The sequence below is a fragment of the Glycomyces sp. NPDC048151 genome, assembly GCF_043202775.1.
Taxonomy (GTDB): domain Bacteria; phylum Actinomycetota; class Actinomycetes; order Mycobacteriales; family Micromonosporaceae; genus Glycomyces.
On record NZ_JBIDBB010000001.1, the window covers coordinates 579,435 to 604,837 of the forward strand.

At 70.4% G+C, this 25,403-nt stretch carries 33 protein-coding genes; 29 read left to right on the forward strand and 4 right to left on the reverse strand.

Annotation, left to right across the window (positions count from 1 at the left end; all coding sequences use genetic code 11):
- Window positions 1–269 precede the first annotated feature (269 nt).
- Genes ACGGCP_RS02780 through ACGGCP_RS02805 form a run of 6 tightly spaced genes read left to right on the forward strand, consistent with a single transcriptional unit; the run spans window position 270 to window position 4,275 of the window.
- Window positions 270–1,184, forward strand: coding sequence for a class I SAM-dependent methyltransferase (locus ACGGCP_RS02780; RefSeq protein WP_392960094.1), 915 nt, complete (start codon window positions 270–272; stop codon window positions 1,182–1,184).
- Entirely contained in the window at window positions 1,174–2,001 is an 828-nt protein-coding gene (locus ACGGCP_RS02785; protein ID WP_392960097.1) for a hypothetical protein, read from the forward strand. The genes ACGGCP_RS02780 and ACGGCP_RS02785 overlap by 11 nt, the downstream gene beginning before the upstream one ends.
- A 28-nt stretch (window positions 2,002–2,029) precedes the next feature.
- A complete protein-coding gene (locus tag ACGGCP_RS02790) occupies window positions 2,030–2,641 on the forward strand; it encodes a glycosyltransferase family 32 protein (RefSeq protein WP_392960099.1) in 612 nt (203 codons plus the stop codon).
- Window positions 2,638–3,300, forward strand: a complete 663-nt coding sequence (locus tag ACGGCP_RS02795) for a polysaccharide pyruvyl transferase family protein (RefSeq protein WP_392960102.1) — start codon at window positions 2,638–2,640, stop codon at window positions 3,298–3,300. The genes ACGGCP_RS02790 and ACGGCP_RS02795 overlap by 4 nt, the downstream gene beginning before the upstream one ends.
- On the forward strand, window positions 3,297–3,989 hold the full coding sequence (locus tag ACGGCP_RS02800; protein ID WP_392960105.1) for a hypothetical protein: 693 nt from the start codon (window positions 3,297–3,299) through the stop codon (window positions 3,987–3,989). Before ACGGCP_RS02795 ends, ACGGCP_RS02800 begins: the two co-directional genes overlap by 4 nt.
- Entirely contained in the window at window positions 3,982–4,275 is a 294-nt protein-coding gene (locus tag ACGGCP_RS02805; RefSeq protein ID WP_392960108.1) for an HNH endonuclease, read from the forward strand. The genes ACGGCP_RS02800 and ACGGCP_RS02805 overlap by 8 nt, the downstream gene beginning before the upstream one ends.
- A 31-nt stretch (window positions 4,276–4,306) precedes the next feature.
- Here the strand turns inward: ACGGCP_RS02805 and ACGGCP_RS02810 are convergent, their stop codons facing one another.
- Window positions 4,307–4,906: a hypothetical protein gene (locus ACGGCP_RS02810; RefSeq protein ID WP_392960110.1), complete on the reverse strand. Its 600-nt coding sequence runs from the start codon at window positions 4,904–4,906 to the stop codon at window positions 4,307–4,309.
- A 787-nt stretch (window positions 4,907–5,693) separates the two neighbouring features.
- Here ACGGCP_RS02810 and ACGGCP_RS02815 point away from each other — a divergent pair.
- The 7 genes from ACGGCP_RS02815 to ACGGCP_RS02845 are packed head-to-tail and all read left to right on the forward strand — an operon-like array spanning window position 5,694 to window position 12,154.
- On the forward strand, window positions 5,694–6,140 hold the full coding sequence (locus tag ACGGCP_RS02815) for a hypothetical protein (protein WP_392960112.1): 447 nt from the start codon (window positions 5,694–5,696) through the stop codon (window positions 6,138–6,140).
- A 3-nt stretch (window positions 6,141–6,143) separates the two neighbouring features.
- Window positions 6,144–7,832 (forward strand): terminase, encoded by a 1,689-nt coding sequence (locus ACGGCP_RS02820; protein ID WP_392960115.1) that lies wholly within the window; start codon window positions 6,144–6,146, stop codon window positions 7,830–7,832.
- A gap of 17 nt (window positions 7,833–7,849) precedes the next feature.
- Window positions 7,850–9,277: a phage portal protein gene (locus tag ACGGCP_RS02825; RefSeq protein WP_392960117.1), complete on the forward strand. Its 1,428-nt coding sequence runs from the start codon at window positions 7,850–7,852 to the stop codon at window positions 9,275–9,277.
- On the forward strand, window positions 9,267–10,088 hold the full coding sequence (locus ACGGCP_RS02830) for a hypothetical protein (RefSeq protein ID WP_392960120.1): 822 nt from the start codon (window positions 9,267–9,269) through the stop codon (window positions 10,086–10,088). Before ACGGCP_RS02825 ends, ACGGCP_RS02830 begins: the two co-directional genes overlap by 11 nt.
- 57 nt (window positions 10,089–10,145) lie before the next feature.
- On the forward strand, window positions 10,146–10,766 hold the full coding sequence (locus tag ACGGCP_RS02835; protein WP_392960123.1) for a hypothetical protein: 621 nt from the start codon (window positions 10,146–10,148) through the stop codon (window positions 10,764–10,766).
- 10 nt (window positions 10,767–10,776) lie between these two features.
- Complete coding sequence (locus tag ACGGCP_RS02840) at window positions 10,777–11,619, forward strand: hypothetical protein (RefSeq protein WP_392960125.1); 843 nt, start codon at window positions 10,777–10,779, stop codon at window positions 11,617–11,619.
- A gap of 4 nt (window positions 11,620–11,623) precedes the next feature.
- Complete coding sequence (locus ACGGCP_RS02845; protein ID WP_392960127.1) at window positions 11,624–12,154, forward strand: hypothetical protein; 531 nt, start codon at window positions 11,624–11,626, stop codon at window positions 12,152–12,154.
- Window positions 12,155–12,157: 3 nt separating this feature from the next.
- Here the strand turns inward: ACGGCP_RS02845 and ACGGCP_RS02850 are convergent, their stop codons facing one another.
- Window positions 12,158–12,718 (reverse strand): hypothetical protein, encoded by a 561-nt coding sequence (locus ACGGCP_RS02850; RefSeq protein WP_392960129.1) that lies wholly within the window; start codon window positions 12,716–12,718, stop codon window positions 12,158–12,160.
- 68 nt (window positions 12,719–12,786) lie between these two features.
- On the opposite strand from ACGGCP_RS02850, the gene ACGGCP_RS02855 reads away from it, so the two are divergent.
- The 15 genes from ACGGCP_RS02855 to ACGGCP_RS02925 all read left to right on the forward strand — a co-directional run bounded on the left by ACGGCP_RS02855 (window position 12,787) and on the right by ACGGCP_RS02925 (window position 23,639).
- On the forward strand, window positions 12,787–13,137 hold the full coding sequence (locus ACGGCP_RS02855) for a hypothetical protein (RefSeq protein WP_392960131.1): 351 nt from the start codon (window positions 12,787–12,789) through the stop codon (window positions 13,135–13,137).
- A gap of 159 nt (window positions 13,138–13,296) precedes the next feature.
- Window positions 13,297–13,557 (forward strand): hypothetical protein, encoded by a 261-nt coding sequence (locus tag ACGGCP_RS02860; protein ID WP_392960134.1) that lies wholly within the window; start codon window positions 13,297–13,299, stop codon window positions 13,555–13,557.
- The gene (locus ACGGCP_RS02865) at window positions 13,557–13,994 is read left to right on the forward strand and encodes a hypothetical protein (RefSeq protein ID WP_392960137.1); all 438 of its coding nucleotides are present in this window, start codon (window positions 13,557–13,559) and stop codon (window positions 13,992–13,994) included. Before ACGGCP_RS02860 ends, ACGGCP_RS02865 begins: the two co-directional genes overlap by 1 nt.
- Window positions 13,995–14,006: 12 nt before the next feature.
- Window positions 14,007–14,594 carry a hypothetical protein gene (locus tag ACGGCP_RS02870; protein WP_392960139.1) on the forward strand — a complete coding sequence of 196 codons (588 nt, stop codon included), beginning with the start codon at window positions 14,007–14,009 and terminating at the stop codon, window positions 14,592–14,594.
- Window positions 14,594–14,953, forward strand: coding sequence for a hypothetical protein (locus tag ACGGCP_RS02875; protein WP_392960142.1), 360 nt, complete (start codon window positions 14,594–14,596; stop codon window positions 14,951–14,953). The genes ACGGCP_RS02870 and ACGGCP_RS02875 overlap by 1 nt, the downstream gene beginning before the upstream one ends.
- Complete coding sequence (locus ACGGCP_RS02880) at window positions 14,899–15,348, forward strand: hypothetical protein (protein WP_392960144.1); 450 nt, start codon at window positions 14,899–14,901, stop codon at window positions 15,346–15,348. Before ACGGCP_RS02875 ends, ACGGCP_RS02880 begins: the two co-directional genes overlap by 55 nt.
- Window positions 15,338–17,491, forward strand: coding sequence for a phage tail tape measure protein (locus tag ACGGCP_RS02885; protein WP_392960146.1), 2,154 nt, complete (start codon window positions 15,338–15,340; stop codon window positions 17,489–17,491). Before ACGGCP_RS02880 ends, ACGGCP_RS02885 begins: the two co-directional genes overlap by 11 nt.
- Entirely contained in the window at window positions 17,491–18,393 is a 903-nt protein-coding gene (locus ACGGCP_RS02890; RefSeq protein WP_392960149.1) for a hypothetical protein, read from the forward strand. Before ACGGCP_RS02885 ends, ACGGCP_RS02890 begins: the two co-directional genes overlap by 1 nt.
- Complete coding sequence (locus ACGGCP_RS02895; RefSeq protein ID WP_392960151.1) at window positions 18,390–19,535, forward strand: DUF5047 domain-containing protein; 1,146 nt, start codon at window positions 18,390–18,392, stop codon at window positions 19,533–19,535. Before ACGGCP_RS02890 ends, ACGGCP_RS02895 begins: the two co-directional genes overlap by 4 nt.
- Window positions 19,532–19,981 carry an H-type lectin domain-containing protein gene (locus ACGGCP_RS02900; protein WP_392960153.1) on the forward strand — a complete coding sequence of 150 codons (450 nt, stop codon included), beginning with the start codon at window positions 19,532–19,534 and terminating at the stop codon, window positions 19,979–19,981. Before ACGGCP_RS02895 ends, ACGGCP_RS02900 begins: the two co-directional genes overlap by 4 nt.
- Window positions 19,982–19,990: 9 nt before the next feature.
- A complete protein-coding gene (locus ACGGCP_RS02905; protein WP_392960156.1) occupies window positions 19,991–20,878 on the forward strand; it encodes a hypothetical protein in 888 nt (295 codons plus the stop codon).
- 105 nt (window positions 20,879–20,983) lie between these two features.
- Entirely contained in the window at window positions 20,984–21,844 is an 861-nt protein-coding gene (locus ACGGCP_RS02910; protein ID WP_392960159.1) for an N-acetylmuramoyl-L-alanine amidase, read from the forward strand.
- A gap of 73 nt (window positions 21,845–21,917) precedes the next feature.
- Window positions 21,918–22,124, forward strand: coding sequence for a hypothetical protein (locus tag ACGGCP_RS02915; RefSeq protein WP_392960162.1), 207 nt, complete (start codon window positions 21,918–21,920; stop codon window positions 22,122–22,124).
- Between the two features lie 164 nt (window positions 22,125–22,288).
- A complete protein-coding gene (locus ACGGCP_RS02920; RefSeq protein ID WP_392960164.1) occupies window positions 22,289–23,059 on the forward strand; it encodes a hypothetical protein in 771 nt (256 codons plus the stop codon).
- Window positions 23,060–23,159: 100 nt separating this feature from the next.
- On the forward strand, window positions 23,160–23,639 hold the full coding sequence (locus tag ACGGCP_RS02925; RefSeq protein WP_392960166.1) for a hypothetical protein: 480 nt from the start codon (window positions 23,160–23,162) through the stop codon (window positions 23,637–23,639).
- 112 nt (window positions 23,640–23,751) lie between these two features.
- Here ACGGCP_RS02925 and ACGGCP_RS02930 read toward each other — a convergent pair whose 3' ends face one another.
- A complete protein-coding gene (locus ACGGCP_RS02930; RefSeq protein ID WP_392960168.1) occupies window positions 23,752–24,594 on the reverse strand; it encodes a DUF2637 domain-containing protein in 843 nt (280 codons plus the stop codon).
- A 196-nt stretch (window positions 24,595–24,790) separates the two neighbouring features.
- Here ACGGCP_RS02930 and ACGGCP_RS02935 point away from each other — a divergent pair, with 196 nt between their 5' ends.
- A complete protein-coding gene (locus ACGGCP_RS02935; protein ID WP_392960171.1) occupies window positions 24,791–25,138 on the forward strand; it encodes a hypothetical protein in 348 nt (115 codons plus the stop codon).
- On the opposite strand, the gene ACGGCP_RS02940 is transcribed toward ACGGCP_RS02935, so the two are convergent.
- On the reverse strand, window positions 25,135–25,380 hold the full coding sequence (locus tag ACGGCP_RS02940; protein WP_392960173.1) for a DUF397 domain-containing protein: 246 nt from the start codon (window positions 25,378–25,380) through the stop codon (window positions 25,135–25,137). The genes ACGGCP_RS02935 and ACGGCP_RS02940 overlap by 4 nt on opposite strands.
- Window positions 25,381–25,403 lie beyond the last annotated feature (23 nt).

Consider the following 25,403-nt stretch of genomic DNA (forward strand, 5'->3'; position numbering starts at 1 on the left):
AGCGCCCCAGTCGGTTCGGGACGTGGAATGCGTCACTCGCACTGGCATATCGAACACTTGTATGGATATGTTCTTCTGGCTCGCCACCGGTGTGCCCAGAGCCCGGCCGCGAGACCCCTCCTCTTTCCTTCCCCCCCGCAAGCTGCTCGACCGCCGGCGTGCCGCGCCGACGCCATCGGGGGAGGGCCCGCGCGCGAACCCACCGCGTCGGCGGTCGAGCCCCCATGCCTCCCCCGGCCCACCCTGACCCCGACGCCGAGGGAACCCCTATGCCCACTGAGCCCCGCAAGCACAAGATCGACCTGCACGGCATCTACCCCTACTCGATCCTGCGCACCGACCGCGGCCCCTGGCAGGAACGCCGCCGCTACTGGAACGACCTGGGGCTCACCCGCGACGCCGGGCGCGCCGGACGCGAAGAGGTTGAGACCTTCGACCCCCGATCCCTCTGGGCCCGCGAGGTCTTCAACAAACCGGGGCTCGGCACGCTGAGTACGTTCGACCCGGTCCTCGCCGAACTCGCCTACACCTGGTACTGCCCCAGCGGCGGACGCATCCTCGACCCCTACGCGGGCGGACCGCCCCGCGGACTCGTCGCCGCCAACCTCGGCTACGACTACACCGGCATCGACCTTTCTCCCGCGCAGATCGAGGCCGACCTCGACGCCGCCGCCGACTGGGCCGCCGCCGGACTCCTCGCCACCGAACCCACCTGGTTTTGCGGCGACGCGGCCGAGACCCTCGCCGAACTCCCCGAAGCCGAGTACGACTTCCTGTTCAGCTGCCCGCCGTACCACAACCTCGAGAAGTACACCGACGACGCGCGCGACATCTCGAACATGACCTGGGGCGACTTCGCCGCCGCCTACCGCGAGACGATCGCGCTGGCCGTCGAGCGGCTGCGCCCCAACCGGTTCGCGACCTACGTCGTGGGCGACCTGCGCGACTCGGCCGGGCGCCTGCGCGCCCTCCCCGAGCTCACCGTGAGCGCGTTCGTGGCCGCCGGCGCCGACTACTACAACGACCAGCTGTTGATGAACGTCCTCGGGTCGGTCCCGGCCCGCACCCCGAAGCAGTGGAAAGCGTCGCGGAAAGCAGGGCGGCACCACCAGTGGGTGCTGACGTTCGTCAAGGGCGACCCGAAGCTCGCGACCGAGGTCATCGGCAACCCCGATGAGCGGTAGCGACTTCACCCCCGCCGTGACGCCGGTCGAGCTGCTCGGCGGCGTTTGGGTCAAGCGCGAGGATGCCTGGTCTCGGGGTGGGGCCTCCGGCGCGAAGTCCCGCGCGATGTTCACCGCCGCCGAGGGCGCGCCGGGCCTGATGAGTGCGGGGGCGCGCATCTCTCCGCAACTGGAGCGCGCCGCGCTCGTCGCCGCCGCCCTCGGCATCCCCGCCCGGCTCCACACCGGCTGGGGCAACGACACCGACGAGACCCGCACCGCCCTCGCCGCCGGGGCGACCCTGCTGCGTCACCGGCCGGGGCGCCTCTCAGTCATTCGGGCCCGGTACCGCACCGATGCCGCCGCCCACCCCGACTGGGCACACGTCCCCTTCGGCATGGACCTGCCCGTGTACCGAGACCAGGTCGCCGCCCAAGCCCACGCGCTCGAACACCGCGAATTCAGGCGGATCATCGTGCCCGTGGGCTCGGGCTCGACCCTCGCAGCGATCTGCTGCGGCCTCGACGACGCCGACAACCCGATCCCGGTTGTCGGCGTCGTCGTCGGTGCCGAGCCTACCGGCCTCCTCAATACCCGATATCCCAAGTGGCGCAACCGGACTGCACTCGTCCGGGCGGCGGTCGCCTACGAGAAGCCCGTCCGCGCCGACCTCGGCGGCCTCGTCCTCGATCCGCACTACGAAGCGAAGTGCCTCCCGCACCTCGCCGAGGGCGACCTGCTGTGGGCCGTGGGCCGACGCGCCAGCGCCGACCCCTGCCCCTATTGCGCGCGCCCGCCCGGCTGGGACGCCTGCCCCGTCCACGCCGCCCCCCGCTGATCGACTGCACCGCAACCGGAAGGACCCCGTGGAACGGCTCATTCACCAGATCTGGATCGGCCCCGCCAAGCGACCCGAGTGGATGGACACCTGGGCTGAGCTCGACGGCTGGACGTACCGGCTGTGGGACGAGGCCGCCATCGCCGAACTCGGGCTGCGCCACCGCTGGCTCTACGACTGCTATACCGCCGAGGGCTGCTGGAACGGCGCCGCGAACATCGCGCGTGTCGAGATCCTCAACCGCTTCGGCGGGGTCTACATCGACGCCGACACCGAGCTGGTCGCCGACCCCGCGGCCGCGCCGTTCATGGACTTCGACGGCTGGGTCGTGCACTCCCCGAACCTCGACCCGCTCCCGGACGGCCGCCCTGCCCGCTTGACGAACGCGGTCATGGCCTTCACCGCCGGCCACCCCTATCTCGCCGCTTACCAGGACGCCCTCGCTGAAGTCTCCGACCTCCACCCCTCCTGGCGCACGACCGGCGGCGAACTCATGACCCGCCTGCACCGCACCCATGCCTACGTCCCGGTCCTTCCCGCGTACACGTGGCTGCCGTACAACATGCGCCGCAGGCAGATCGGCCCCGTCACCTGGGGTATCCACCACTACGGCACCACCAAGGGGCTCTACACCGAATGACGAACGTGGACATGTGGTGGTGGCGGCCCCGCGACGGCCGCACCACCAACTTCGGGGACGAACTCGGCCCCGCCATCGTCGAACGGCTCGGGCACACCGTCCGCCGCGTCGAACCCGAACGGGCCGAACTCGTCGCCTGCGGCTCCATCCTCCACATGGTCACCAACACTGACACCATCGTGTGGGGCTCCGGGGCCATGCGCACCGCCCCCGGCCGCCGACGCACCCGCCCTGTCGAGTACCGCCGCGTCGCCGCCGTCCGCGGCCGCACCACCGCCGCCCACCTCGGCCTGCCCGACACGGTGCCGCTCGGCGACCCCGGCCTCCTCGTCTCCGCCCTCTGGGACAAACCGACCACCCGCCACCGCCTCGGCGTCGTCCCCCATTACATCGACACCCGCACCTGGCCCGACGCCGACCTCGTCATCGACGTGACTGCACCCGTCGACGAGGTCATCGCCCAGATCGGCTCATGCGCGGTCATCGCCGCCTCATCACTCCACGGCCTCATCGTCGCCGACGCCTTCGGCATCCCCTCGATCCGCCTGCACCACCAAAGGATCGGCGGCGGCGACACCAAATACCTCGACTACGCCAGCGCCCTGGACCGGCCCCTCGACCAGATCCAGACCACCCTCGCGGAGGCCCTGCCCCTATGACCCGACGCACCGCCGTCCTCATCCCCTGGCGCCCCGACCACTCCCACCGATCCCGCGCCTGGCGCCACCTGCGCCCGCGCTGGCAGGCCGCCCACCCCGACTGGGAACTCCACGAAGGACTCTTCGAGGGCGAGCCGTGGATCAAAGCGCACGCGATCGGCGCCGCCCTCGCCAAGACCGACGCCGAGGTGCTCGTCATCGCCGACGCTGACGTGTGGTGCGAGGGGGCCCGCCGCGCCGTCGAAGCCGTCCAACTCGGGGACGCGAGGTGGGCGATTCCGCACCGCCAGGTCCGCCGACTCGGGCCCCTACCCACCCGCCGGCTGCTCGGCGGGCGCCTTGCGTGGGAGGACATCGGGACGGCCTCCCTTGCCCAGCGGCCGTACACCGGCATGCCCGGCGGCGGACTCGTCGTCATCGACCGCGCCCTCTACGAAGCCGCACCCCTCGACCCCCGCTTCAAAGGGTGGGGCGGCGAAGACTCCGCAGCCGGCATCGCCTGGGCCACGCTCGCCGGGAAGGCTTGGCGCGGCACCGATCCACTCTGGCACCTGTGGCACCCGCCCCAGCCACGCGCCACCCGCGGCGTGGGCTCGGCCGAATCCCTCCAGCTCCTCGGCCGGTACAAGCTCAAGCGCGGCAACGCCGACGCCATCAAGGCCATCATCGCCGAGCACCAGGGTGGGTGACTGGCCCCGGCGCGAGCACTTCCCTCGCGCCATCCGGGCCGCGATCCTACGCCGCGACCGCGTCTGCCGCATCTGCGGCGGGCGCCCGGCGACCATCGCCGACCACCGCACGCCCGTCGCCGAAGGTGGCGCACACACGCTCGCGAACGGGCAGGGCGTCTGCGAACCATGCCACGACGCCAAGACCGCGGGGGAGATTCGGCGCGGATACAAGCGATGGAGTCTGGAACGGAGACCTCGCCTGCGACGCAATCCTGAAGCGCATCCGGGACGCCTGGAGCTCTAGGCATGCAGGTATCGGCGTGCGCCGGAACGAGTTAGAGGTGCTCTTTCAACCACGCCTGCACGAAGTCCGAGGCGGCCGAGCTGATGGTCGACTCCAGCAGGCCAGGATCGGCGGTGGCGCTTGCTGGAGCCTGCGCTTGCTGCAACACCTTCGCCGTCCAGATCTGACCACCTCCTGGCGCCGCCATCGTGATCTCCTCTCGCAGATCGCCGCAGATCCACAACACCCCCAGCCCATCGGTCAGTCCCTCCCAGACCGGTCGGGGCATCGGTGTCGAGTTGACGAACGTCTTGAACACTTGTCCCTCGGGATCAAGAAGCTCCACGACGCCTTGCCGCTCGGCGAGGACGGGCCACGCCTGCCACGGGTGCCGTCGGAGCCGTGCTTGGATCCGCCGACCGAAGTACGCGTACAGGGGCCCGCCGAGGATCGCCCAGAGGCATACGAGCACTGCAAGGATTAGCAGGCAAAGCAAGAGTCCCTGACCCGGAGTTGCAATCGTGCCGCTGTCCAGTGTGCCGGTCGCGAACAGCACGAGCACGACGACCGCAGTAGCTATCACGCCAAGGTAGATGGTCCATCCCCTGGGCCCGAGCATCCTTGACTCGATCCATCGCTGGGTTGCAGGCATGCTGGCCGCAGGTCCTTGTGAGATCCAGTATCCGAAGCGTTTGGCGTGCACGGGTATCAGCTCCAAGGGGTAGGGGCACCCTTTCGAGGGTACTGGAGCACGGCACAGGCGACGGCCTTGAAGCCTCTAACAGGCGCGCAAGGTCAGGTATCGGACGGTGTCACGACAGAGCATCGGCCAAGCGCCCGCGATTAACACGGCCGCCCCAGGGGCGGGACCCCCAGGGGCCGGCAGCGCGACGGGTAGGTGCTGCGGTCCGGCCTCCGTACGGGTCTGGGGATTTGGTCAATCCTGATCGGGAGGCGTTGTTCCCTTGGGAACTCGGCGCTTGGTGGTCGCAGATGGCACGCGACGAAGCTGAAGCGCAGTGGTGAAGTCCGCCAACGCTCGCAGAATTTCTGGGCGTTCCTCTGGGCGAGTTCCGCGCAGCGCGGCGATTGCAACCAGGGCAGCGCATATCGCTGGCGCGGCAAGTACCACCGTGATCCAGGAGCCAAGGGAATAGAGGTTCACGACGCCGTTCTCCGTTCGATGTTCGGCCCGTGACCAAACGGAGGCACGTAAAAGCAGTGCCACTGGCGCGGACGTTGCGGGGGACTGGGAACTTCAGAACTGAAGATGTCTTCCGGACACTGTCCGTGACCATCAAAGCCCAATACAAGTTCAATATTAAGAACGAGCTCAGCGATCCCCGGTTACGGGTTTCTCAGAGATTTTTTTGCTTAAGGCGTTGACGCAGGTCAGGGCTTCTTAACGGCGGCGCGGAATCGATTGAGCGGAGGATGCTGTGGCCGGACGTGGACCCCAGCCCAAGGACCCCGCGCACCGCCGTCGCCGCAACGCTGACACCATCGCTCCCACCATTCTCGAAGCCGACGACGAGGTTCGCGGCCCCGCGCTCCCCGAGGACGTGCTCCCCGAGGGACAGGAGTGGCACCCGGTCACGGTGGCGTGGTGGGAGCACTGGCGGCGGTCACCTATGGCGCAGACCTTTCTTGACACCGACTGGGCGTTCCTGCTTGACACCGCCCTGTTGCATCACCGGCTCTGGGAGACCGGGAAGGGCGACGCCGCCGAGATCCGGCTCCGCGCCGCGAAGTTCGGCGCCACCTTCGAGGACCGCAACCGACTGCGAATGACCGTGCAGGTACCGGGTGAAGCCGAAGGCGCTGCACCCCAAGGGCTCGCGGTCGTGACCGACCTCGACGCCCGCCGCCGCCGGCTCCTGGAGTAGCCAGTGCCGCGCACACTGGTGCGCGCCCCCGCGCACGACCGGGCCCGTTCGCTCGGCTGGCTGGGCGTCGCCTGGATCGAGCATTTCGCCCGCCACGGCCCCGGCGACGTCCAGGGCGAGCCCGTCGCCCACGGCGACGAGTACACCGCCTTCATCGTCGACGCCTACGGGCTCGACGCGAACGGCCGCCGCCTCTACGACTCGGCGTTCCTGTCCCGCCCCAAGGGCTGCGACAAGTCCGGACTCGCCGCCCGCCTCGCGTTGTTCGAGGCGTTGGGGCCGTGCCGGTTCGACGGGTTCGCCGAGGGCGGCGAGGTCTACACCGACCCCTGGGGCCTCGGGTTCGAGTACGTCTACCAGCCCGGCGAGCCGATGGGCCGCCCCGTCTCGGTCCCATACATCCGGATCATGGCCACCGAGGAGGGCCAGGCCGGGAACACGTTCGACTCGGTCTACTACAACCTCACCGACGACGAGTGCCCGCTCGCCCACGTCCCCGGTATCGACGCCGGGCTCACCCGCGTCAACCTGCCCGGCGGCGGCGAGATCACCCCATCCACCGCCTCCTCCGCCTCGAAAGACGGCGGCAAGGAGACGTTCGTCGTCTTCGACGAGACCCACCTCTATACAACCGCCGAGCTGCGGAACATGTACCGCACCGTCACGCGCAACCTCCGCAAGCGAAAGAAAATCGCCGAGACGTGGTTCTTGGAGACCACGACGATGTACGCCGCCGGCGAGGAGTCGGTCGCCGAGCAGACCTACGCGCTGGGCGAGCTCATCAAGTCCGGCCGCTCCCGCCGCGCCCGGCTCCTGTACGACCACCGGTGGGGCGAGTGCGAGGACCTCTCCGACGAGGAAGCCCTCCGCAAAGGGATCGCCGAAGCCTTCGGCGATGCCCTCGCCTGGAACGACCTCGACGCGCTCGTTGACGAGTTCTACGACATCCGCGCGGACCCCGCCGACTCCCGCCGGTACTTCCTCAACGTGCGCGAAAGCGCGGGGGACGCGTACCTGCGCCACCACGAATGGGCCGGACGCGCCGACCCCGACCGGGGTCTCCTTCCCGGCGAAGTCATCACCCTGGGGTTCGACGGCTCCCGCGGCCGCCGCGGCGGGCGCCGCGCGAAGCCCGACGCCACCGCGCTGGTGGCCTGCACGATGGACGGGCACCTCGTCGCCCTCGGCGTCTGGGAGGCACCGGACGGCCCCGGCCAAGAGCATTGGACCCCGCCGCTCCCAGAGATCGAGGCGGCCGTGTCGGATGCCTTCCGCCGCTACAAGGTCGTGGCCTTCTACGCCGACCCGGCCCGCGACTGGCGCTCCTACGTCAACAACTGGGAAGCCAAATGGGGCCGCAGGTTGAAAGTCAGGGTGCGCGCTGACCACCCCATCGAATGGTGGATGACCGGCGGCAGATCGATCCTGGTCGAGCGCGCCGTGGAGGCATTCGCCGCGGCCGTGCGCAACGGCGACCTCACCCATGACGCGGGGTTCGCACTGACCCGCCACGTCCTCAACGCGCGCAGGCGCATCCGACACCAGCGGCTGACCGTGGGCAAAGAACACGAGTACTCCCCGAACAAGATCGACGCCTGTGTCGGCGCGATCCTCGCGTGGCAGGCCCGCCTTGACGCGCTCGCCCGCGGCATCGGCACCCGCCGCACTTCGCCCGTCCGCCGCTCCCGCTGACTCCCGGAGGCCCCGCGTTGTCCCCGACCGACTGGTGGCTCGACCGGCTCGCGCACACCCTCGACCGGCGCCGCCCGGCCCTGACACTGCTGCGCCGCTACCTCGACGGCGACGCCCCGCTACCTGAGGGCGCCGAAGGCTGCCGCGACTCCTATAAGGAGTTCCAGCGCAAGTCCCGGTCGAACTGGGCCGAGCTGATCGTGGAGGCCGTCGCCGAGCGCATGATCGTTTCCGGCTGGCGGGTTGGCGACTTGAACGAGGACGACGACGCGGCTCGCGCGGTCTGGAAACGCAACCGGCTCGGTATGTGGGCGGCCGATGTCCACCGCGACATGATCGGCCTCGGCGCCGGGTATGTGTGCGTCCAGCGCGACGCCCGCGATCCCGACCGCGCCGAGATCGTCTACGAGCGGCCCGAGCAGGTCGCCTGCGACCATGACCCGGCCCGTCCCGACCGGGTCCGCGCCGGCCTCAAGGTCTACCGCGACGACGTAAGCGGGTTGGATGCTGCCTACGTCCACGTCCTCGGTGACGACGGCCTGGCGTACGTCGAGCGGTTCGAGCGGGCCACCCCGGTCAACCGCGACGGCATCCCGCAGCCGATCCAGACCGTTGCCGGCCAGTGGGCGCCCGCGCTCGACGCCGAGGGCTTCCGGCTCGGCCCGCAGCCGACCGGCCTGCGCCATGTCCCGTTGGTGCCGTTCGTCAACCGCTCTGGTCGCAGTGAGTTCGGGTCCCATCTCGACCTCATCGACCGCATCAACTGGGGCGTGCTCCAGCGGCTGGTCATCACCGCCATGCAGGCGTACAAGCAGCGCGCGACCAAGGGCGACCTGCCCGAGACCGATGAGACCGGCACCCCGATCGACTACGCCGCCCTGTTTCGCCCCGGCCCCGGCGCGCTCTGGCATCTGCCCGAAGGCGTGGAGCTGTGGGAGTCCGGGGTCACCGACGTGTCGGGCATTCTCACCGCCTCCCGCGACGATGTCCGCGACCTTGCCGCGCTCACCCGCACCCCCATGTCGATGCTCTTGCCCGACAACACGAACCAAAGTGCTGAGGGCGCCGCCGCGGCCCGCGAGGGCCTGGTCTTCAAAACCGGCGACCGTCTGGAGCGGGCCGGGCCGTCCTGGTCCCTCGGGATGGGCCTGGCCCTCCAGATCGAGCAGGGCCTCAACGAGGTCCCCGAGGTCGATGTCCAGTGGCGCCCGCCCGAACGTCAGTCCCTGACCGAGCGGCTCGACGCCCTCTCCAAGGCGGGCTCGGACATCCCGTGGCGCACCAAGATGGCGCGCATCATGCAGTTCGACGGCGACGAGATCGACCGCATGGCCATTGAACGCGCCGAAGACCTTCTCACTACCGCCCCCGCCCCGCCGCTGGCGACTGCACCGGGTCGCCCAGCCCCGGAGCAGTCGCCCGAGCCGGACGCCGATGGCCGTTGACGCGCAGACCGCTCGGATAGTGGGCGCCTACCTCGACGCCGACGCCAGGGCCCGCACACAGACCCTCGCCCGCGTCGAACACGCCTGGGCCGCACTCGATTCCTGGAGGGACGCCGACGCCACCCGGTTCGTCCGCGCGGTTGCCCCGATCGTCCAGGCCGGCGAGCGCCACATCGCCAACCTGACCAGCGCTTACCTCGCCCAGTACGCCGCGCACCTCCACGGCGGCCCGTTCCGCCCCGCCAGGCTCGACCTCGACGCCGTCACCGGGACGGCGCTCCGCGGCGTCGACCCAGCCGAGGTCTACATGCGGCCCTTCCACACCCTGTGGACAGCGCTGTCCGAAGGCAAGCGCCTCACCGACGCCGTCGCCGCCGGGCGGGCACGAGCCCAATCCCTCGCCGTCACCGATCTGCAGCTCGCGAAGACCCACACCAGCCGGGGCGTGCTCGGCCGCGACGACAGGGTCGTCGGCTACCGGCGGGTCCTGACCGGCCGGGAGGACTGCGGCATCTGCGCGGTCGCCGCCACCCAGCGGTACCGCAAGGCCGACCTCGCCGCGATCCACGGCGGCTGCGACTGCGGCGTCCAACCGATCTACGGCGGCCGAGACCCCGGCCAGGTCATCGACCCCGACGGGCTCGACCGCGCCCACGACGCCATCGCCGAGCGCTTCGGCGCCGACGCCGTCGACGCCACCGCCCGCGCCGCCGCCTACTGGCCGCAGATCGCCATCCGCGAGCACGGCGAACTCGGCCCGGTCCTCACCCTGGCCGCCCACGACTTCACCGGGCCTGCGGACCTTTCCTGACCTGACCTGCCCGCCCCGACACGGGGCGGGACCCAACCCGACACGGGAGACACCGCCATGTCCAAGCCCACCAACGCGAACGCCCCAACCGCTGGACCGGAGTCCGAGACCGGCACCGCCGGAACCGAACCCGACACCGCGACGGACACGGGCGCCTCGACCGACACGGACGAGAACGCCGACGCCGACGACCTGCTCGCGCAGGCACAGGCCGAAGCCGAGAAGTGGAAGGCGCTGGCGCGCAAGCACGAGACGAACGCGAAGACCAACGCCGCCAAGGCGAAGCAGCTCGACGCGATCGAAGACGCCAACAAGACCGAGACCCAGAAGCTGACCGAGCAGGTCACCGCCGCCGAGACCGCTGCGGCACAGGCCCAAGCCGACCTCGCCCGCCACCAGGCCGCCCTCAAACACGGCCTGTCCGAGGACGACCTCGCCCTCCTCGGCACCGGCACCCCCGAGGAGATCGCCGACCGCGCCGAACGACTCGCCAAGCGACTCAAGGGCGCCGAGACCGACAAGGCGAAGCGCACCGACTTCGGCGGCGGCCACCGCGGCTCCGACGTGGGGGGTAAAGCGCAGTGGACCCGCGCCGACCTCGACGGGAAGACCCCGGCCCAGATCGACGCCGCGCGCCAGGCCGGGCACCTCGACCAGCTGATGGGCAAGACCTCATAGGAGACCCCGCTTGTCCGTAGACAACTTCATCCCCGAAATCTGGGCCGCGGCCACGCTCGCCGCGATCCAGGACCACGCCGTCGTCGCAGCCCTGTGCAACCGGGGCTATGAGGGCGAAGCCCGACGCGGGAACGCCGTCAACATCACCGGCGTCATCCCGCCCGAAGTCAAGGACTACAAGGCCGCCGGGCGCACCACCGAGGCCGAGGAGATCGAGGACGCGGCCACGCAAGTCCTCATCGACCAGGAGAAAAGTTTCGACTTCCTGGTAGACGACATCGACCGGACCCAGGCCGCAGGCGGCTTCGGCGACTGGACCACCGCCGCCGGCCGCTCGGTCGCCCTCGACGCCGACCGATACATCACCTCCCGCATGGTCGCCGAAGGCACCGACGCCACCAGCACCGTGACCGTGCACGCCGAGGACGGCGACTCGACCCACGACGTCATGCGCGACATGCGCAAGGCCCTGTCCAAAGCGTCCATCGACGCCGCCGACCGGTATTTCCTCATGAACCCCGAGTTCGAGGCCCTGCTACTCGGCTCGGACGCGAAGATCACCAGCGTGGACACCTCCGGTTCCCCGGCGGGCCTGCGCGAGGCGATCATCGGCCGATACCTCGGTTTCACCCTGGTGCCGACCAACTCGCTGCCCGAGGCCGATGTGCCGCAGGCGGTCGCGTTCTGGGCCCCGGCCGTGGCGTACGTGTCGCAGATCGACACCGTCGAAGCGATGCGCAGCCACACCAAATTCGCAGACAGGCTGCGCGGCCTGCACGTATACGGCGCACGCGTCTTGGGCCTGCCCGGCTACAACCAGGCCGTCCAGGTCTACACCTACCCCGGATCCTAGCACCGTGCCGCGCCTGCCCGACCTGATTGGTCCAGCCGACCTGGCCCGGTTCGGGTACGAGGCCGCCGCCGCAACCAAGGCGGCGGCGGCCTCGGCGCGGGTCCGCCGCCACACCCGCCAGCAGATCACCGCCGGAACCTCCCGACTCACCCTGGCCGGGCCCGGGCCGTGGCGGCTCCCGCAGCGGCCCGTCCGCGCCATCACCTCGCTCACCGACGCGGACGGCACCCCGGTGCCCTTCACCCGCAACGGCTCCCACCTGACTGCGACGGCGTGCGGGCCGCTCGTCGTGGTCTACGAGCACGGCTGGCCCGAACTGCCCGACGAGCTCGCCGAACTCGTATGCTCGATCGCCGCGCGCCTGGCCGCAATCCCCGACGCAATGCTCACCGGCGCCCGCACCGAACAGGCCGGCGGCGAGTCCGTCACCTGGGGCACCGACGCCTACGCAGGCACCACCGGACTCACCAGCGCCGAAGCGGACGCACTCGACGCGCTGTTCCCCACCCTGCCGCGGAGCACTCGGCTGTACTAGCGGCTACAACGGAACACCGCGCTTCATGAGCGCAATATCCTCCGCGCTGAACTGTAGATTCTTGCGTTGGGCAAAACCGACCAGCGTCAATCTGGTGGGGGCAGGCACTGATTCTCCGCGCAGAACCTTCCCCACGGCTCTGTACGCGTCATGGATAACCATGAGTCGAAACTCGACTTCGTTCCCTTCCAACAGCGATCCGTTGGGTGTTGCACGGAGTTGCTCGTAATTGGTCGAGAGAAGAGCGGGGATGTTCTCGATTCTCATCCGGAGCAGGGGGTCGGGAAGCTGTTCTCCCAGGTTCTCGATCTTGCGGAACAGGCCAAGATGAAGGTCGATGAGCTCCTCATGGCTCCGGGAGGAGCGATCGGGCGGCGAAAGCTCTAGATCGCGCAATTCTGAAAGCGCTTCGAGCAGCTCCCGCAGGATCTGGCGGTATTCGCTCCGGTGCGCGGTCTTGTGGCCCAGCTTGTACCCAAACCAACTTGCCGCTCCTGCGGTCACAACCGCACCAATCATCTGCCAGATTCCGGCCGGCGCAAGACCGCCAAGAAACTCCCACATGACCCTGAGTGTAGGGGTTTCGGGGCTCGCTGGTGTTCGCAGAGACCTTGAGTGACAAGGGGTCCAGAGTGCCAATCTCGTTCAAAACCGAGGCGATCACGGTGCTTCGACCCGGCTCGCGCATCGAACGCGGCACCCCGGTTCCCGACTGGGCGAACGCGACCGAGCACGAGGTCACCGGCTGCCGCCTCCAGCCCGCGAGCAGTGAGCGGGTCCTGTTCACCAGTACCGGCCAGGCCCGCGACGCTGCGGTCTCGACCCTGCGCCTGTTCGCCCCCGCCAGCGCCGACCTCGATGTCCGCGACCGCGTCCGCTACCAGGGCGTCGTCTACGACCTGGCCGGCCCACCCCGGCGCTGGCCCTCACCGACCGGCGCACTCGCCCACCTCGAAGCCGAACTCCGCCGCGCGGAGGGATGAGGAGACCCCCATTGGCCCGCAACGGCATACCCGTGCGCATCAACGTCGGGAACGTCCACGCCGACATCGTCGCCACCATCGCTCGCTCGGGCGACCTTCGCACCGCGCTCGCACTGTTCCTGCGCGAGTTCGCCGACGAACTCGACGGAGGTGACGACCGTGGCGCGACCTCGAGTACGCCTCAACCGCAAGGAAGTCCGCAAGCTCCTGCGCGCTGAGGGCGACTACAGCGGCATCGCCGACGATCTGGAGCGGCGCGGCGAGGCAATCGCTGACGCCGCTGGGGAGGGCATGGAAGCCGACGCCGAGACCGCCCGGAACCGCTACCGCGTCTCGGTGCGCACCGCGACCCCCGAGGCCGCGCGAGCCGAAGCCGAGACCCGCAATCTCACCCGCGCCCTCGACGCCGGGCGCGGCTGATGCGCTCCGAGGTGATCGTCTTCCGCGACGCCGAGGCGCTCCTGGTCGACTACCTCACCGCCGAACTCGCCGCCCACGGCGAAGCCGATGTGCATGTGGCCGTGACGATGCCGAACCCGCGCCCTGACCGGTGCGTCCTCGTGCCGCGCCTGGGCGGCGCCCGCCGGGGTCTCGTGGTCGACGCCGCCACCATCGGCGCCGAATGCTGGGGCACCAGCGAGACCGACGCGCACCGCCTCGCCCAGCTCGTGCGCGGCCTCCTCGCCGCCCTGCCCGGTCGGGTCCTCGACGGCACCCCCGTCTACCGGGTCGAAGAACTCGGCGGCCCGGTCAACCTGCCCGATCCGGTCTCGGGCCAGGCCCGCTACGCCCTCACCGCCGCCGTGCATCTCCGCGGCCGCGCCCTCCCCGCCCCCGCCACCCCGACCACAACTTGACAGGAGGACTCGATGGCGCTGAACTCCGCCGACGTGCGCGTCGGCATCTCCGGCGCGATCTGCTTCGCACCCGTAGGCACCCGGGCACCGCAGAACGCGACCGACCCGCTCCCCGAGATCTGGAGGGATGTCGGCTACCTCTCCGAGGACGGCATCGAAGAGGAGCGCACCCGCTCGCTCCAGGAGACCACGGCCTGGCAGAACGCCGATGTCGTGCGCGTCTCGGTCACCTCGGCGAGCTTCACCACCGTGTTCACGATGATCGAGACCAACCGCAACAGCCTGGAGCTGTACTACGGCAGGCCCGTCGCAGCGGACGGCTCGATCGTCATCGACCCCGGCGAGACCGGGCCGCGGCGGGCGATGATCGTCGACTATGTCGACGGCGACGCCTTCTGCCGCCTCCACATGCCCGAGGTCCAGGTAACCGAGGTCGACACGCAGACGGTCAACAGCTCCGACCCGGTCGGCTACACCAACACCATCACCGCCTACCGCAACCGATCCGCGCGCTACGCCGCGAAGAAGTGGTACTCCGCGCTCGCCACCGACACCGACACCGGCGACGAGGGCGACGCGGGCGAAGGCGAGGCGACCTGATGGCCCGCAACCGAAACCGCAACCGCGCACGCCAGACGCCCGCCGGAACCGAGGCCCGCGCCGCCGCCGGAGCACCCCGCCCATTCAACTTCACCCACGGCGGCCAGCGCTACACGCTCCCGCCCGCCGCGACCGCGCCCGCGCGCATGGAGGCCGGGGCGCTCATCGACGCCGTCACCGACACCTCGGGCGTCGGCGAGCTGCGCCTGGGGATCGCCATGCTCCACGCCGCCGACCCCGACCCGGCCGCGCTGAAGGCGTTGCGCGCCATGAATATCGAGGAGTTCGGGCGGGTCATCGGCCGGTGGATGCGCCAGACCGGAGCCGCCCCGGGGGAATCGCCGGGCTCCTCGACCTGATCGAGGAGCACCCCGGGCCCCTGGCCTACGACTGGCGGGCCCGGTTCGGCCTACCCCTGTCGGCACCGTTCGACGGGACGGTCTCCTGGCATGAGGCGTGGCTGCTGACCGAGCAGCTCCTTGCCGACCCCACGAGCCATCTCGCGGCGGCACTCGCCGGGTGGGACTACCCCGCCTCCCGGGAGGCGCTCGCGCTCGCCGACCTGTGGGACCTCACGGTCGCGGTCAACACCGACAAGCGCAAGCGCGGCAAGGCCGAGCGCTACGTCCGGCCGTTCCCCTTGCGCGACAAGGCCCGTTCGACCAAGCCCCAGGTCAGCCAAGACGCCGTCCGTGCCGCGCTCGCGGCCCGCGGCCACCAACCCCGCAAGGAAGGTCGACGCGATGGCCGGTGAGATCGCAGCGGCCTACGTCAGCCTCATCCCGTCGTTTCAGGGCGGGTCCGCCGCGATCGCTCGCGAACTGTCTGGCCCGGCTGAGTCCGCCGGACGTGACGCGGGGGAGCGGGCCGGGGAGGGCTTCGGCAGCGGCTTCGGCGGCACCGTGGAGAACCTTCTCGGCGCCGGGCTCCTCTTCGGCTCCGCGGCCCTGTTCGCGACCGCGTTCGACCAGGCCCTCACTCAAGCCGACCTGCCCGCCGTCCTCGGCGCCCAGTTCGGCCTGGCCGAGGACGCCGCCGCCGAGTCGGCGCAGATCGCCGGCGAGGTCTACGCCGCCGGGCTCGGCAACTCCCTCGCCGAAGTCGGCACCGCCGTCGGCGAGGTCACCCGCTCGCTCGACGAGCTCGGGCAGACCGGCGACGTGGCGGCGCTGACCTCCGATGCCGCCGCGCTGGCGAACATGTTCGGCCAGGACGTCACCCAGACCATCGACACCGCCGCGCAGCTGGTCCGCACCGGCCTCGCCGGATCGATGGACGAGGCGTTCGACCTCATCGCCGCCGGGTTCCAGGGCGGCGCAGACCGGGGCCAGGACTTCCTCGACACCCTCTCCACCTCGGCGGTGAACCTGCGCCAGTTCGGATTCGACGGCGCCTCGGCGATCGGGATGCTCGTCCAGGGCCTGGAAGCCGGTGCGCCCTCGGCCGACGCCCTCACCGGCGCGCTCGAGGAACTGATCGGCAACGCGAGCGACGGGATCGAGACGTTCGACGCCCTCGGCCTCGGCGGGGCCGCGTTCGCGGCGCAGCTCGCCGGCGGCGGCGACCAGGCGAAGGCCGCGCTCGATCAGCTCCTGGCCGCGATCAGCGCGATCGAGGACCCCGCCGAGCGCTCCCGCGTCATGGTCGAGCTGTTCGGCGAAGAGGCGACGGCGATGCAGTCGGCGCTCCTGGCCGTCGACCCCTCCACCGCCACGAGTGCGCTCGGGGACTTCACCGGGGCCGCAAGCGAAGTCGCCGGAGCGACCGGGGAATCCGCGCGCGCGTCGCTCGCCGAGTTCGGCCGGACCTTCACCACCGGCCTCGCCGAGCACATCGCCCCGCTCCTCCCATACCTCGATTCCCTAGTGGACAAACTGCTGCCGTTGACGCCGGTCCTCGTCGGGCTCGCCATCGCCATCGGCATCGCCGCGGTCGCGATGGGCCTGTGGCGCGTCGCGGTCATCGCCGCGACGGTCATCATGGCGATCTGGCGCGCGGCCGTCGTGATCGCCACGGCGGTCCAGATCGCATGGAACATCGCGTTGATGCTCAACCCGATCGGGCTCGTGGTCGCCGCGATCATCGTGCTCATCGCCATCATCGTGGGGCTCATCGTCGGCATCGTGGCCCTGGTCAAGAACTGGGACACCGTGGTCGCGGCCCTGGGCAGCGCCTGGCAGTGGATCAAGGACCAGACGACCGCGATTTGGTCGGCCATTGTGGATTTCGTGGCCGGGATCGGCGACCGGATCGTCGCGTGGGTCGAGAGCCACGCCCTGGAGATCCTCGCCGCCTACGGGTGGCTCCAAGCGCTGCCCGGTCGGGTCGCGGGCTGGTTCGGCGACCTTGCCGACTCCGCGATCGAGCAGGGCCAGCGCCTCCTCGACTGGGCCGGGGGGATACCGGACTGGATCACCTCGGCGCTCGGCGACCTCGGCGGCCTCCTCGTCGACGCCGGACGCGACCTCGTGAACGGCCTGCTGGAGGGCCTGGAGGACAGCTACGACTCCGTCCGCGACTCACTCCAGGGCCTGACCTCGTCCATGACCGACTGGAAGGGCCCCCCGAAGCGGGACCGGCGCCTGTTCACCCCGGCCGGACGCTCGATCATCGACTCGCTCCTGACCGGCTTCGACGCCCGCATCCCCACGGTCCGAACGAAACTGGAGGGCCTGACCGCCGACATGCCCGGCATGGTCCGCGCCGACCTGGAGGGGCCGACCGTGCGCCTGGCCGCCGCCGACCGCGAACTGCTCACCCGCGGCGACGGAACCATGATCGCCCGCATCCCCATCGACCTCGGCGACGGTGTCCGCGAGGTCATCGAGGTCGAACTCGAACGCCACGACGCGCGCCTCGCCCGTAGCGCGCTGGCCGGTACCGGGCGGGTCCGCTGATGGCGCTGACCCTCACCTATCACGGCGACTTCTCGCGGGTGCGCATCGAAGCGACCGGACTCCCCGGCGCCGATCCCTCCTGGGGCGATGCCGCCCGGATCTGGCCGACCTGGGACGCGCTCGCGGCCGACAACCCGACCTGGGGCGACCTCGCCGACCGCTTCACTAATGGTGCGGTGCTGCGCTCGACCGACACCGGCCGTACCTGGCAGTCCGTCCGCGGCGCCGACCGCATCGCCCTGGCCGGAGGCGTGCGCTGCAACGACTTCGAGTTCACCCCCGGCGTCGAGAACCGGTACCGCATCGTGGACGAGCTCGGGCGCCCCCTCGCCGGGGCCGCGATCACGCCCGAGCTGGACGCGGTGTGGCTCAAGTGCCCCGTGCTCCCGTTCCTGAACCTGCCGGTGGATGTCCTCACCTGGGGCACCGTGACCCGTGCTGCCCGCGCTGGCGTGTTCGAGGTCGTCGGTCGGGCCGAGCCGGTCGTGGTCACCGCGCCGCGCTCCTCCCGGGAGTGGACGCTCACCCTCGTCACCGACGACCTGCGCCGCGACCCGGCGGCCGACGCCGAAGCGCAGGCGGACCGCATCGAGGCCGCCCTCGCGCCCGGCGAGGTCATGCTCCTGCACGTCCCGGCCGGATGGCCGGTCCCCGGCGGGTACGTCCACATCGGTGACGCCGTCCGGGACCTCCAGGACGGGCACGTCCAAGGGCCTCGCATCTTCGAGCTGCCGTGCCGCACCGCAGCGGCGCCCGCGCCCGAGCTGCCCGGCGCCCAGTTCACCTGGGCCGGTGCCGCACGCGCCTGGACCACCTGGGCCGCGCTCGCGGCCGACAACGGAACCTGGGCTGATGTCGCCGACCGGTTCGGCGTGCCCGAGGACCTGGAGCCGGGCCGGTGAGCGGCCCGGCGGTGCTCGACGCGGTCCTGCGCGGCTCGCACACCGCGCTCATCGAAGCCCGCGCCGTCACCGGCCACCCCACTGGCGCCAACCCGCCGGGGACGGCGCTCGACATCATCGACGGAGACGTCGAACTCGACGCGACCGCCGCCGTCCACGGCACCCTCCGTCTCACCGTGTCCGGCACCGCTGGCGGGGGAGGGGCCCGGACCCACTGGCCCGGCGCGGGCACCGACAGCCTGCTCTCCCCTTGGGGTGGTGAGGTCTTCGTCCGCCGGGGCCTGCGCACCCCCTCCGGCACCTGGTGGTCCCCGTTGGGCTACTACCGGATCGACACGGTCGAGCAGACCCGGCGTCGCGGCCAGATCGCCCTCACCGGCTCCGACCGCATGGCCACCGTCCGCGACTCGACCCTCATCGCACCCCGCCAGTACGGGCCCCAGGTCACCCTCGCGGAAGTCTTCGCCGATCTCATCGGCGAACTCATCCCCGATGCCTTGATCCGCTTCGACTCCGGCACCGGCGCCGCCCCGCTCGGCCGCGCCATCGTCTGCGAAGACGACCGGTACGCCACCCTCGCCCAGCTCGCCGCCGCGCACGGCCAGATCCCCTGGTGGGACGGCGAAGGCGTCCTGCGCGTCAGAGACATCCCGGACGCACCCGAACCGGTGTGGACGGTCGACGCCGGACCCGGCGGCGTCCTGGTCGAGACGCGCCGCCGCCTCACCCGGGCCGGAGCCGCCGGAGCCGTCGTCGCCCGCGGCGAGACCGCTGGGACCAGCGAGCCCGTCCAGGCCGTCGCCTACGACACCGACCCCGCCTCGCCCGCACGGTGGGGCGGGCCGATGGGCATGGTGCCGTTCGTGTTCGAGTCGGCCGCGATCCTCACCGTGGACCAGGCCGCGCGCGCGGCCGCGGCCATGCTCCGGCGCGGCCGGGGCCGCCCGAGCGCGATCGATTTCGGCTCGATCGTCCACCCGGGCCTGCGCCCCTGGGACCGCGTCCGTGTCACCGGCGCGAACGGCGGATTCGAGGTCCACCAGCTCGAACGCCTCACCGTCCCCCTCACGATCGACGCCGCCATGTCGGCCTCGACGCGCGACCAGACCGCCCTCACCACCGCCCCGGAGGTACTCGCATGACCGCCACCACGCCCCGCTACGGCCTGCGCCACCCCGAACGCACCGACCCCGCCGAAGGCTGGGTGGCGTTCGAGCAGCTCGCCGACGACACCGAGGCCGCCCTGGCGCCCATCGACGATCGGGCCGCCACCACCGCCGATGGCCTCCAGAACCTCCGGCGCCGCGTGGACCTCATGTTCGCCTCGATCGAGACCTCCGAGGTCCGGGTGAGCTTCGAGAACCGCGACAACTTCACCGTCGAAGTCTCGTACAGCAGGCCGTTTCCCAGTCAGCCGGTCGTCTTCACCAACATCAATTCGGCCGCCGGAGAAACAGCAAGATGGCACTCCCGAGCCTTCTACATCTCGAATACGGGCTTCACGCTCTTCGTGTTCGCCTCGGACGGCGGGCGACTCTCGACCTGGGAGAACCGGGCAGTGCATTGGATGGCCCTCCACCACAACTAGGACGCGCGCATGCCCCGGCCCGCCGCTGACCTCGCCGCCCTGCTCGACACCGCCCCGGCCTCCGCGGTCCGCTTCGGACAGGGCCGCGTCGTCGCCTGGGACTCGCGCGCCCGCACCAACACCATCCGCTGGCGCGAGACCGACCTCCACGACCTGCCCGTCATCGCGCCGGGGACCTCGATGAGCCTCGGCGTCGGCGACCTCGTCGCCCTGCTCGGCTGGGCCCCAGGGCAAGGCCCCGGCACCTGGTGGATTCTCGGCCGCGTCATCCCGCCCGGCTCCTCGACCACCGTCACCGGAGCGCTGAGCTTCCGCACCGACGACGGCATCCCCATCGCGACGTTCGGCGAACCCGACACCGACGGCGCGCTCTGGCGACTCAACTACGGCAACGGATCGCCCGCCATCCGCGCCGCCACCACCGGCACCGGCCAGGGCGCCCGTGCCGCCATCGCGCTCCTCGACGACCGCGGCACCCCGGTCGTCGCCACCGACCCCGCCGGCGGACTCGCCCGCCCCACCCTGCCCCTGCACCTCGTCCCGACCGCCGAGGCCGAGACCGACCCGGACGGCCCCGCCCTCTGGCCCTCCACCAGCGCAGGCGACCCCGTCCCACTCCTGACCGGCACCACCCCGATCTGGCAGGGCCGCATCGCCATCGGCGTACAGACCGAAACCAGCGGCCTCGCGACTCGCGCCCACTGGCGCCTCGACTTCAACGGCCGCACCGTCATCAGCGAGCAGACCGGGACCGGCGAGGCCTTCGCCACCGTCCCCGGCTGGGGCGACGGACGGGCCCCCGGGGAGACGGGCGAATTCACCCTTTACGGCTGGACGAGCGGCCCCGGACGGCTATGGCTCCAAGCCGTCCGCGCCCACACCCTCGCCAGCGCCTGAACCACTCCACCGCACCTCTCGCACCCCTCGACGGGCCCGGCACACAACCGCGCGCCGGGCCCGCTCCGCACCCCGCACCACCCTAGTGACCACTTTGGAGGGTCCGTGTCCCGCATCGTCTCCCGCTCCGCCTGGGGCGCACGCAGCGCCACCGGCACCACGCGCACCACCTGGTCCAAGCGGACCACCTTCGCCGTCCACCACTCCGGCGCCAGCGCCGACCAGACCCCGCGCGAGATCCAGGACTTCCACATGAACTCGCGCGGATGGTCCGACATCGGATACAACTTCCTCGTCGGCGACGACGGCACCATCTACCACGGCCGGGGCTGGCTCACGGTCGGCGCGCACATCGCCGGCCACAACACCGAATGCGTCGGTGTCTGCGTCATCGGCAACTACGTCAGCCGCGCCGTCCCCGAACCCGTCAAGGACGCTTTGGCCTGGCTCTACGACGAGGCCAACCGCCGCGCTGGCAAGACCCTGCGCATCCGCACCCACGGCCAGCTCGCCTCCACCGCCTGCCCCGGCGAACGCCTGGCCGACTGGGTCACCGACCACCTCGCCGACCACAACGGCGGCGGCGGTGGCACCGGCCCGAAGCCGGACGTGCCCCCGACCGGCAGCCCGGCCCCAGGCCCCGAGATCGCCTTCCCGCTCCCGCAGCACTACTACTTCGGGCCCCGCACCGGCGGCGCCGCCTCCGTCTCCGGGCACCACGGGCGGACCTTCAACGGCCGCACCGACACCGAGTGGCTCCAGGAATGGGCCCGCCAGCTCGAACGCCGCGGCTGGAGCATCGGCCGCGGGAAGCGCTGGCTTCCCGTGTACGGCAACGACGGCCGCTACGGCTCGGAGTACCGCGCCCTCGCCATCGCCTTCCAGAACGACCAGGGGCTCGTGCCGGACGGGCTCATCGGCCCCAAGACCTGGGCCGCCGCGTACCGCAACCCCGTCACCGACTGACCCGCCCCCCGCCGCAGGCCACCCCTCACCACACCCACCACCGGGGCCCCGCGCCCCAGATAGGAAGCGCCACATGGCAACCGCAGCCCTCCCGCCCGAGCCTGCCGACCTCTCCCAGAAGGTCCGCGCCTGGGTCTACCGCATCGCCACCGCCGGCCTGCTCGTCGCCGGTATCTACGAGGTCTCCACAGACCTGTGGACCGAACTCGCGGCCACCGTCCCCGGCTTCGTCACCTCCGCGCTCGCCGCCATCAACACCCCCACCCGCATCCGCACCTAACCGCCCACTCGCCCCGCTCGCCCCGGGGAGCCCGACCCAAGCGCCCGGTCACCCCTCACAGGGTGGCCGGGCGCTCTTCCGTTGTGGTGCAGCTTGTCACGGAGCCGGTTCTCGGGCGACTTTCTCGTCATGCACGCATCGATGTCAACCCGTACAGTGGACCGATGGATGAAAACGGCGCTCCCGAGGAGGAGGCCGAGCGCGTGCTCGCGAGACTGGAGCCTTGGGCGCGCTTTGCTGCAATGGGCCTTGGGGCAGTGCTCGCCGTAATCGGATGCTGGGCAGTGGTGACCGACTCAGGAAACCAAGCCGGCACGGTCGGCGTCTTTGGCGCCGGGCTAGTGCTGCTCGTTATGGGACTTCAGAACACTCCGCTGACCGGCATTACCGCAGGAGGCGGCGCGAGCTTCGGGACCCGGCAGCAGGTTGAGCGAACGAAGCAACTGGCGGAGGAGAAGCTTGATGAGGGCGAACCTGATGAGGCGAAGGCGGTCATCGAAACGGCGAAGGCACTCCACCCGCGCATCAACGAATCACCAGTGATCCGAGGGCTTGACTATGAGGTGAAACTTGGTCTCGCGCTGGCCATCATCGTCCCCGAACACACGCGGTGGCGTGGCCCCTTGGACGGGGGTGCCGACTACGTGGTCCAGACTCCGTCCGGCCACCGCATCGCTGTCTTGGCGAAGTACTTCACTAACGCTGATCCTCGGCATGTGATGCGCACGGTAAGTCGGATGCGGCTGGATTGGTATCTCGGAGCCTTCTCGGGAGTCTTGCTGGTGACCAACTACCCGATGCCGGACTATGCCCAAATCCCGATCCTCGAATCGCATCCAGATGCTCCTGTGAAGGCTGTTTCGTGGGACGGTGGGCTCGACGTTACTGAACTCCGACAGGGACTCGAATGGCTGGATGAGCGCCCGCAAAGCTAGGCGGTCCCGAAGTCCGGGTGTGGGTGGACGCCGAGGGGGCAGCGGTCGTCGTCCTCTCAGGCCAGGCTCTGAGGCCCTGGACGCGTCCGAAGGAGCATTGTTGCACCCCAACGACAACGACCCACGTGAGCCTGACAACGACGATGAGCGGCACCGAGCCTGGCTCGACCAGTACGTCGCCGCAGAGCGGCACCAGTCTGAACGGACCGACGCGAAAGCCTCCATCGTGCTCGTCATCCCCACAGCCGGTACCGCCATCGCCTTCACCGTTCTGGCTGACCTGCCCAAGACGGCCACACACGTTGCACAAACTGCACTGGGGATCGCGCTCGCCTCGGTCGCACTGCTCGTCGCAGTCATCTGGCCCCGGCGACCATCCGATCGGAACCCGACTGCCGAGGACCTGCTCGCCCAGGCCCAATACGCCAGCGCCGATCCCGAAGCCGATCTGAAGGCACGCGCCGAGGAAGGCGCCCGCCTTAGGGCCATCAATAACCTCAAGTGGAAGCTGCTCCGGTTCGCACTCATCGCCCTCGCAGGCGCCGTTTTCCTCGCCGCGGTCGCAGTCGATCTCGGCTGAGGCACCAACGGCGTGCCCGGCCACCCCGTCAGGGGCGGCCGGGCGCTTTCGTCGTGCCGCAGCCGAATCCGACGAGGCCCCGGGGTGAATCGTCACCCCGGGGTCTCGATCCTTATGCGACGCGCGGGATCGGGTCGGCCGCCGAGGTAGCGGCGGCCTCCTCGCTCGCTCCCGACGTCGGGCGCTCCTGCTGCACGGCCTTGCGGTAGCCGGTCACGGTTCGGGGCGCGCGGCCGATGCGCTCGCCGATCTCCTCGTCGCTCATCTCCGGGTCCTCGTTGAGAAGGTCGCGGACCTGCGCCAGGATCTCGGGCGACAGGCTCCGCTGGCGCTCGCGCGTCTTCTTCGCGTGGTCCTCGGCGGGGGCCTCAGGGACCGCGTCGGCCAGGGGCTCGGCGTCTTGGATCGCGATCCAGAACATGCCCTCGGGCAGGTGCGCCTCGGGTTTGACCGCCGTGTCGTTCGCGGCTAGGAGGGCGGCCATCGCGTGCGCCTCGACCGGCATCTGCGCTTCGAGTTCGGCGACCAGTTCCGGCATCGCACCGTCCTCGGCCGCCCGCCGAACGGCCGCGGCTGCGGCGTCGACGGCACCGACCTTGTTGGACCGGATGAGGACCTCCACGGTCAGCAGGAGGCTGATCGAGGGGAACGCGCTGATGACCCGGCTGATGAGGTCGGGATCGGCGACCAGGATGTTCGCTGCCAGGGAGAACACCACGCCCACCATGAACGTCGCCCAGGCCGCGCCGCGGTGCGTACGGCCATCGGTCATGGCGTACGAGCCGGAGAGGATCATCCCGTCAACGCTCAGCGGCAGCGTCGCGGCGATGAACTCAGGCTGCCCGTGAGCGGCGGCGAGGGTGTGGATGTGGTGGTACGAGGCTGCGGCGGCGACGCCGGCGACCGGGATGGTGGCGGCTACCAGGACCGCGCGGCGGGGGATTGTCAGGTTCATGCTGATAACTCCGGTTCAGGACGTTTGTGTGTCCAGGACCGTAGCTCCAGGCCAGGGGCCTTGTATATACGAGAGGCAGCCTCAGTAGGCAGGCTAACTGCCCAGGTCAGAGGTCGTCCGGATTTGCCGTGACGTGGCAACGCTTGGTTGGCGGGCCCGTTGGGGAGGACTCCGCGCCAGTGACATACTCGAACATGTGATCGAAGAAATCGGACTGAATGTTGACGGCATCCGCGCCCGCTTGGACCTCTGGCAACCCACCGGGGACGAGACCGAGCGGGCCTGCGCCATTGCGATGCGCGAGGCGCTGCTGAGAGTCAGCAGGGCCTTTCCGAGTGCGAGGCTGCCTCGCGAACGGTTCGTGGAGATTTGCGACGACGTTGTGACGGTGTGGCGAGCGACCGGCGCGCACGACAACCTCAAGCTGTTCGCAGACGTGGCCCAACTGGTGCAGCCGAACGCACATCTTCCCGAGATCGTCACGACCGAGCTCGAACGAGCCTTGCAGGCACTGGACCGCGGACTCACTGGCACGGACGACTAGGCCGCCCAAGTTTCGAGGTCGAACTCGCCGTCGCGGACGCCCTCGATGAACGCCTCCCACTCCGAGGGGGTGTAGATGAGGAGGTCGCCCTCAGGGTCTGCGGCCATCCGGAGGGCGACGAGTCCGTTGTCGGCGTAGCCGATCTCCAGCGCGGCCGGTGTGCCGTCCGGATGCTGCGTGCGTTCCCAGCGTGCCGTGCTGCTGTCGAACTCGCCCTTGAGCGGATGGTTGTGGGCTGGCATGTCTCGTGGTACTCCCGGAAAAT

Coding starts and splice junctions, on each gene's coding strand:
- ACGGCP_RS02835 (WP_392960123.1), top strand. CDS start 10,146: ATGTCCAAGCCCACCAACGCGAACGCCCCAACCGCTGGACCGGAGTCC.
- ACGGCP_RS02915 (WP_392960162.1), top strand. CDS start 21,918: ATGGCAACCGCAGCCCTCCCGCCCGAGCCTGCCGACCTCTCCCAGAAG.
- ACGGCP_RS02920 (WP_392960164.1), top strand. CDS start 22,289: ATGGATGAAAACGGCGCTCCCGAGGAGGAGGCCGAGCGCGTGCTCGCG.
- ACGGCP_RS02930 (WP_392960168.1), bottom strand. CDS start 24,594: ATGAACCTGACAATCCCCCGCCGCGCGGTCCTGGTAGCCGCCACCATC.
- ACGGCP_RS02785 (WP_392960097.1), top strand. CDS start 1,174: ATGAGCGGTAGCGACTTCACCCCCGCCGTGACGCCGGTCGAGCTGCTC.
- ACGGCP_RS02900 (WP_392960153.1), top strand. CDS start 19,532: ATGACCGCCACCACGCCCCGCTACGGCCTGCGCCACCCCGAACGCACC.
- ACGGCP_RS02810 (WP_392960110.1), bottom strand. CDS start 4,906: ATGCCTGCAACCCAGCGATGGATCGAGTCAAGGATGCTCGGGCCCAGG.
- ACGGCP_RS02800 (WP_392960105.1), top strand. CDS start 3,297: ATGACCCGACGCACCGCCGTCCTCATCCCCTGGCGCCCCGACCACTCC.
- ACGGCP_RS02830 (WP_392960120.1), top strand. CDS start 9,267: ATGGCCGTTGACGCGCAGACCGCTCGGATAGTGGGCGCCTACCTCGAC.
- ACGGCP_RS02890 (WP_392960149.1), top strand. CDS start 17,491: ATGGCGCTGACCCTCACCTATCACGGCGACTTCTCGCGGGTGCGCATC.
- ACGGCP_RS02875 (WP_392960142.1), top strand. CDS start 14,594: ATGGCCCGCAACCGAAACCGCAACCGCGCACGCCAGACGCCCGCCGGA.
- ACGGCP_RS02780 (WP_392960094.1), top strand. CDS start 270: ATGCCCACTGAGCCCCGCAAGCACAAGATCGACCTGCACGGCATCTAC.
- ACGGCP_RS02870 (WP_392960139.1), top strand. CDS start 14,007: ATGGCGCTGAACTCCGCCGACGTGCGCGTCGGCATCTCCGGCGCGATC.
- ACGGCP_RS02885 (WP_392960146.1), top strand. CDS start 15,338: ATGGCCGGTGAGATCGCAGCGGCCTACGTCAGCCTCATCCCGTCGTTT.
- ACGGCP_RS02795 (WP_392960102.1), top strand. CDS start 2,638: ATGACGAACGTGGACATGTGGTGGTGGCGGCCCCGCGACGGCCGCACC.
- ACGGCP_RS02905 (WP_392960156.1), top strand. CDS start 19,991: ATGCCCCGGCCCGCCGCTGACCTCGCCGCCCTGCTCGACACCGCCCCG.
- ACGGCP_RS02940 (WP_392960173.1), bottom strand. CDS start 25,380: ATGCCAGCCCACAACCATCCGCTCAAGGGCGAGTTCGACAGCAGCACG.
- ACGGCP_RS02850 (WP_392960129.1), bottom strand. CDS start 12,718: ATGTGGGAGTTTCTTGGCGGTCTTGCGCCGGCCGGAATCTGGCAGATG.
- ACGGCP_RS02865 (WP_392960137.1), top strand. CDS start 13,557: ATGCGCTCCGAGGTGATCGTCTTCCGCGACGCCGAGGCGCTCCTGGTC.